9 protein-coding genes are annotated in these 6,296 nt (G+C 35.9%); 8 read left to right on the forward strand and 1 reads right to left on the reverse strand.

The window, feature by feature from the left end:
- The first annotated feature begins 48 nt into the window (after nucleotides 1-48).
- The 8 genes from BR50_RS00380 to BR50_RS00420 all read left to right on the forward strand — a co-directional run bounded on the left by BR50_RS00380 (nucleotide 49) and on the right by BR50_RS00420 (nucleotide 5,337).
- Entirely contained in the window at nucleotides 49-336 is a 288-nt protein-coding gene (locus BR50_RS00380; protein WP_034545001.1) for a type II toxin-antitoxin system RelB/DinJ family antitoxin, read from the forward strand.
- Between the two features lie 5 nt (nucleotides 337-341).
- A complete protein-coding gene (locus BR50_RS00385; RefSeq protein WP_034545002.1) occupies nucleotides 342-632 on the forward strand; it encodes a type II toxin-antitoxin system RelE/ParE family toxin in 291 nt (96 codons plus the stop codon).
- A gap of 632 nt (nucleotides 633-1,264) precedes the next feature.
- On the forward strand, nucleotides 1,265-1,618 hold the full coding sequence (locus BR50_RS00395; RefSeq protein ID WP_034545005.1) for a plasmid mobilization protein: 354 nt from the start codon (nucleotides 1,265-1,267) through the stop codon (nucleotides 1,616-1,618).
- Nucleotides 1,597-2,565, forward strand: a complete 969-nt coding sequence (locus tag BR50_RS00400; protein WP_034545006.1) for a relaxase/mobilization nuclease domain-containing protein — start codon at nucleotides 1,597-1,599, stop codon at nucleotides 2,563-2,565. Before BR50_RS00395 ends, BR50_RS00400 begins: the two co-directional genes overlap by 22 nt.
- A 40-nt stretch (nucleotides 2,566-2,605) precedes the next feature.
- On the forward strand, nucleotides 2,606-2,893 hold the full coding sequence (locus BR50_RS00405) for a hypothetical protein (RefSeq protein WP_034545008.1): 288 nt from the start codon (nucleotides 2,606-2,608) through the stop codon (nucleotides 2,891-2,893).
- A gap of 3 nt (nucleotides 2,894-2,896) precedes the next feature.
- Complete coding sequence (locus BR50_RS00410) at nucleotides 2,897-3,418, forward strand: hypothetical protein (protein ID WP_034545010.1); 522 nt, start codon at nucleotides 2,897-2,899, stop codon at nucleotides 3,416-3,418.
- Between the two features lie 520 nt (nucleotides 3,419-3,938).
- Complete coding sequence (locus BR50_RS00415) at nucleotides 3,939-4,577, forward strand: replication initiation protein (RefSeq protein WP_051905690.1); 639 nt, start codon at nucleotides 3,939-3,941, stop codon at nucleotides 4,575-4,577.
- 160 nt (nucleotides 4,578-4,737) lie between these two features.
- Nucleotides 4,738-5,337: a MerR family transcriptional regulator gene (locus BR50_RS00420; RefSeq protein ID WP_034545013.1), complete on the forward strand. Its 600-nt coding sequence runs from the start codon at nucleotides 4,738-4,740 to the stop codon at nucleotides 5,335-5,337.
- 617 nt (nucleotides 5,338-5,954) lie between these two features.
- Here the strand turns inward: BR50_RS00420 and BR50_RS00425 are convergent.
- Complete coding sequence (locus BR50_RS00425; protein WP_034545077.1) at nucleotides 5,955-6,167, reverse strand: hypothetical protein; 213 nt, start codon at nucleotides 6,165-6,167, stop codon at nucleotides 5,955-5,957.
- Nucleotides 6,168-6,296 lie beyond the last annotated feature (129 nt).

The raw sequence follows: 6,296 nt of genomic DNA on the forward strand, positions 1-6,296 counted from the left end.
AATGCATTACAAAAGCATATAATTATGATTAACAAGGAGGCGATTTAAGTGGAAACAAAACAAAAAAAAGCAGTCGTACAAGTTCGCATTGACGAAACCGTTAAAAGTCAGGCCGTAGCCGTTTTAAATAACCTAGGTATGGACACGAGCACGGCTATTAATGTCTTTTTTAGACAAGTCATTGCTGAAAATGGTCTGCCATTTCAACCAAAACAAGCAAAATTCAATACTGAAACCCTTGCAGCCATTAAGGAATCGGACGAAATGGTCAAAAATGGAACAGGCAAACGCTACACTTCTGTTGACGATCTTTTTGAGGATAGTTTAGGAGAATAGCCGCTATGTTGGAAATGAAGCAGACAACCCAATTCAAAAAAGATGTTAAACGCTTAAAGAAACGGAATTACAAGCTTGAAAAACTAAAAACGGTCATGCAAATGATTGTTGAAGAAGTACCTTTACCAGAGGAAGAATACCGCGCTCACGTCTTAATGCCAACAAAAGATTACCTCGATTGTTGGGAGTGTCATATTTCTGGACGCAATAGCGATTGGCTATTGATTTATAAATTTTACACTTCTCAAAATCTTGTCTCTTTTATCCGAACGGGGACACATTCGGATGTTTTTTGATACACGAAAACTCTTAAATGAAGGACGTTTCCGAATAGGAAATCGGCTCATACATTTAAGAGCTTTTCTTGTCTTCCTGAACGATTTCTAATGGGGATGCAAGACACTGATCCCTCCAAAATTTCATGCGAAAAATGGTTTGTTCGCAGAGGATTTTTGGAAGGGGAAACTGGCCGAAAACGGTCAGGTTTTACGAGGAGAAAAGTTGATAAACTTTATTCTTTTTTTGTCCGTTTGCGAGCAGCGAATCGGACGAAAAAATCCGCATTTTTACCTGCCGAACAGGCAGATAACGGCGGACTCCTTTGGGGGTCTTAGGGGGAGCAGCGCGTCCACCTAACAGGGAGCATTTGGGTACCAAATACGTAGCCTGTTGTTCTTGCAGTTAATAATCTAGTTGTTTTACGACCGATTAAGGAGTAGAATAACTAGATTATTAACTGCTTTTTTTGAAACGTTTTGACAAGGAGACCGAATAGGGAACGTTGGGAAATAAGTGGAGAAAAAACGCACGAGATCTTAGGTCTGAAAGGCGACTGAATAAGGAGCGTTTTAGACCTAAGATCTCGTTAGTCATGCAGCGAGGAACAGAGACCGAATAGGGAGCTGTTTAGAGAGGAGGGACTAAGCCCGTGAACGAACACAAAAAAGAGAACCGACGCGAAGAACGTCAGGTGAAATTTCGAGTAGACGAAGCCGAATATGAGAAGCTCAGTTACCTAGCAGAACAACAAGGCATGAGCGTGCCAAATTTTGTTAAAAGCAAGGCACAAGGGACTCGATTACGAAACCCGAAAGTCGAGATTGAAGGAGCAAAAGAAATTGCTCGGCAGCTGCGGTATTACAATTCCAATTTGAATCAGTTAGTCAAATGGATTAACACCAACAAAACAATTTATGAACCAAACGAACTACAAGCGATGGAACAGCAGCTATCCGGTATTCAGGAAGGAGTGAAAGGCCTTTGGGAGCAATTATCAAGATAGCCAGTGCCACTAAAAATGGTTCAGCGACCGTCAACTATATTGCAAGACAAGGAAAAATTGACGTCCAGTTAACCAGTGCTCACCTCACTCCGTTAGATTATCAAGCAGCGCGGGAACAAATGCGCCAAACAAGAGACTTAATGGGCAAGACAAACGGGCGTCAAGGCTATCACTTGGTTCAGTCTTTTGACGCAACCGATCAGTTAACACCTGTAAAAGCCCATAAGCTAGGGCAAGAATTCATGTCCGAATTAAGCAAAATGTATCCAGACCATGAAATTTACATGGCGACTCATACCGATACCGACCATCCGCACAATCATTTTATGCTTAATGCAGTGAACAGTGAAACAGGCGCTAAAATGGCCATTAATCCTCCGGATATCTATGAAATGCATGAAATCAATAACGACATTTCAAAAAAACATCATTTGGTCGAACTGACGAAAGCTAAAAACAAGGTCTATCCGACCGAAATAGCCGTTTATACTCAAACAGGGAAGCAATATGAACGGGATTTAGTCAAAGAAAAGATTTATCATGCGCGAGATCAAGCTCATTCCTATCCGGAATTTAAACAAGCACTGTCTGCTTCAGATGTGGAACTAACGTCTGAGATTGGAAAAAGAGGTCAAACGATCCGACAAAAGTACGTGACTCACGATTCAGAAGGAAAAAAATGGACGTTTACCGCCTCAAGACTAGGCGAAGACTTTAAAAAGGAGCCGATTACCCATGCCATCATGGAAAACCAACGAAAACGAGACAAACAACAAGCAGACAGAGAACAACTTGAGCGCAGCAACGCCGAAAGATTACGAGGACTTACTGCTAGCGTACGGGAAGTTGCGGACGAAGTACGAACAGAGCGCAGAACACATGAGTCTGCTCATCAGCCACCTCAAAAATCTTCAGACGTCGATCGAGACTTCGGACAAGAACGGTAAGCAGCAACTGGCTTATCATCGAAGCCAAGAACAAAAAAGAATGGAGCAATTTCAAGATTTACTGACGGAAAATGAGCAATGGAAACAACAAACAGCCATTGATTTAAAAGACTATTCGCCTGAAAAGATGGAACAAAAGCTCGATAAGATCGTCTATCAGCATTTAGACGACTACCAAGAAAAATTGGATGCGGTCTTGCAGCAAGCGGATCATCAGGCTAAAAAAGAACGTCGGACCGATTGGATCGAACGCATCAGTATTTTAGGCATTGGGGCCGTTACCCTTCTAGCTATTTACGGGATGTTTTCGTTCTTTATGGGGATGTAGGCGATGGGATTATTTTTTGCGAAACTCATGTGGCGTATTTTGCCTGTTTTAAGCGTTTTGGTGGTTTTGGTGTGTTCTTATCTAGTTTGGGACGTAAAGTTTCGCCACTGGCGGAAATCAGGCCATTTAAAGCGTGTTAGTCTAGTAGCTCTTGTTTCTTTAGTCGTTTGTTTCAGTGTGTTGCTTTTATTAGGGTATTCAACCCAATCAAAAATACCGTTTGGATCGAAAATTGCGGACATTTCTGCGGAACAACAAGCCATAAAGGATCATAAACTAGCGATTGAAGCGGAAAAAGTAGCGACTGAAGAAAAAGATGATCAAATTAAAGACCAACTAGAAGCGGCTTTAGATGTAGCGGATAGTGAATTAGGGGTTGTTGTCATAGAAAATAAGGTTTCGACCATCGTTACGAAAGAATGGTTTGCCGAAAATCAACAACTCAGCGATCAATTATCAGATGATATCGCTCGAGAGGACTATACGAGTCGTTTTGAGGCGATTAAATACTATTTCTTGAGGTAAATGGTCTATTTACATTGATTACCAGTCAAACGTTTAAGAGAGCTGTTTTTTTGAAGATTAACGAATGCAATGGTTCTAACCGTCGAGCGTCAGTCGAGACATAGAACGCTGCAGATGGGTTTGAACTTATATTTTTTTGGGACTTGCGTAGCAAGTTTTCCTGTCTTTATATTATTATTATTTATAAAAAATTTATAGCTAATTGTTTTATATATCTTTTATAAATCTTTTTAAAACCTTTTTAAAACCTTTTAAGAAGGTTTTATCCTTACTCCCAAAAGGGATAGAGCTACATTAAGGGGACACTTTGTTGCTATTAAGGGGACACTTTGTTGCTATTAAGGGGACACTTTGTTGCTATTAAGGGGACACTTTGTTGCTATTAAGGGGACACTTTGTTACATGAATATCTTGATAAAATGTCTTTTTATAATCGTTTTATTGTACTAACTAAATCAATCTGATATTATTAAAGGTACATAAGTTTTTTTGCGTCCCTTTAATGAATGGAGGTTACCTTTTGAGTAATGAAATAGTTAAATACAACAATATTATGAATGAAGTTAGTTTTAGAAAATTTAATCCTGTTGAGTTCGATTTATTTTTCTCTTTATGTTCAAAAATGAAACTTAAAGGATCCGAACCAATTACCTTAACTTTTGACGAAGTAAAAAAGCTAACAAATTATTCTTCTAGAGATAAAGTTCGATTTATTCATGATTTAGAAAATATGTACTCAAAAATGCTTAATTTAAATTTTCGTTATGAAGATGAATCTGAAATTGTTCGTTTTGTATTGTTTCCAATTTATAGAATTAATAAAGAAAAAAGCACTGTAACTATAGGAGTTAATCAAGAGTTTAGCTATGTTTTAAATGAAATTACAACTAACTTTACACGATTTGAATTAGAAGGATTTACGGAGCTAAGAAGTGGTTATGCTAAAACAATGTTCCGATTGCTAAAACAATATAAAAGCACAGGCTTTTATATTGTTAAAATTGAAGAATTTAGACGAATACTAGATATTCCAGAAAGCTATAGAGTAGCAGATATTGATAAAAGGGTATTACAGCAAATAGAAAAAGAATTATCTCCTCTTTATAAAAAATTTGAGATCGTAAAGAAGAAAAAAAAGGCCGTGGTCGTGGTGGGATAGTTTCCCATTTAGAATTTAATTTTTTGGAAAAATTACCTCTTGAAAAACATGAAGTACCTCTCCATAATTGGTTAGAGCAATAAGGCGATTTTTTTTACATTGTATATCTCTATAAAAGTATTTAAAATAACTTTATATGAGTATTTTAAGGTGGTGCGTTATGAAAGATGTAGAAGGTGTTACAGAATACATAACTACAGAAGAAGCAGCTAAAAAACTTGGTATACAACTACCTACACTTAGAAAATACGCTGGAATGATTGATAAAAATGCAAAAGGTGGAAAATACTTTGAACGAGATGATAGAAATTATCGTTTGTATACTAAAGATAATATAACAACTATCAATCAAATTATTGCATTGAAAAGTCGCCCGAAAATGACTATAGAGACTGCTATAGAGCAGGTGTTGAATATGGAATATAACGTTGATACACCTAGTGAAATAGAAAAACATAACGCTGATAATAACGATATAACGTCGTTACAAAAGTTGCTGATTAGCCAGAATGATCTAATACAAAAAAAAGATGATCAATTATTGCGATATGATAATCAAATAATTAAGTATAATGAAACAATTAATCATTATGAAAATTTAGTTAAAAATTTAATGGAAAATAACATAAATCTAGCAAACCAAGTAGAAATCATGATTAATAACCAAGAACAGCTCGCGTTAGATAAAAAAGAAGAACCGTTACCACTAGAAAAGGTTCCTGAAAAACAAGGATTTCTAAACCGAATTTTCAAAAAATAATATAGTTTAAATTAGAATAACCAAGTAACCCCGCTATTATTAATGATGGCGGGGTTACTTGGTTTAATGGGTTTTATGTTAATTTAAAATTTTTACGTGTATATTAGAAAGTCATAATTCCAATAATTGCAAAAACTACCATAATTATTATTACAGCAGCTACGATTATTTTCACAGTTTTTTTTTGCATAGTATCACCTTTTTCTCTTTTAATTTTTCCAAGCAGAACCACTAATTAGGCCATTTTCCCCACCAGTAACTTTCAAATTATAAGTTCCAATTTGAACACTCAATCCTTTAAGTGGTCCAATTTTATAACTAAATGTAGCTACTCCACTATATTTTTTATTTGATATTGATCCATAAGAAGAAGTTCTTGACGTTTTTACTAAAGGATTAAGATTTCTTACTACAATACCGCTTGTAGTACCTGCTTTTAAAGCTCCTGTACTATTATAAGTATAAGGACAGTAACTCTATAAGTAGTCCAATTTATACCGAATGAGCTTAGTGTAGATGTATGGCTAACGGTCTTGAATTAGAGGCTGCTCTTGCTTGATATTGTTGTACTGAAGGTTTTTCTGTAATTATTTCTTCAGAAGATTCAAAAGGTTGTTTCATAGAATCAAGAAATTCATTTGTTGATTGTAATCAAGTAGTTGAAATTCATTTAATTGTTCTAAAGCATCTTCACTTGCAGTTTCTGCATATTCGGGGTCTACTCCAGCTTTTAAAGCATCTTCTACAGAGTAATTTTTTAAATACTCACTATAATTTTCTGGATTCTTAAAATTTCGTTTGCTTATTCTATTCTGACAACTCTGAAGCATACACATTACCAGGAAAAGCCCACACAACAAAAGCTAGGATTGCAAAAACTAATAAAAAATTTTTCTTTTTGTTTAACATAAATTTTTTCCCCTAAAGTATAATAATAATTAAATGATTTTTATACCTGC

Source organism: Carnobacterium alterfunditum DSM 5972 (assembly GCF_000744115.1).
GTDB lineage: Bacteria > Bacillota > Bacilli > Lactobacillales > Carnobacteriaceae > Carnobacterium_B > Carnobacterium_B alterfunditum.

Coding starts and splice junctions, on each gene's coding strand:
- BR50_RS00425 (WP_034545077.1), bottom strand. CDS start 6,167: ATGCTTCAGAGTTGTCAGAATAGAATAAGCAAACGAAATTTTAAGAAT.
- BR50_RS00410 (WP_034545010.1), top strand. CDS start 2,897: ATGGGATTATTTTTTGCGAAACTCATGTGGCGTATTTTGCCTGTTTTA.
- BR50_RS00385 (WP_034545002.1), top strand. CDS start 342: ATGTTGGAAATGAAGCAGACAACCCAATTCAAAAAAGATGTTAAACGC.
- BR50_RS00420 (WP_034545013.1), top strand. CDS start 4,738: ATGAAAGATGTAGAAGGTGTTACAGAATACATAACTACAGAAGAAGCA.
- BR50_RS00405 (WP_034545008.1), top strand. CDS start 2,606: ATGGAGCAATTTCAAGATTTACTGACGGAAAATGAGCAATGGAAACAA.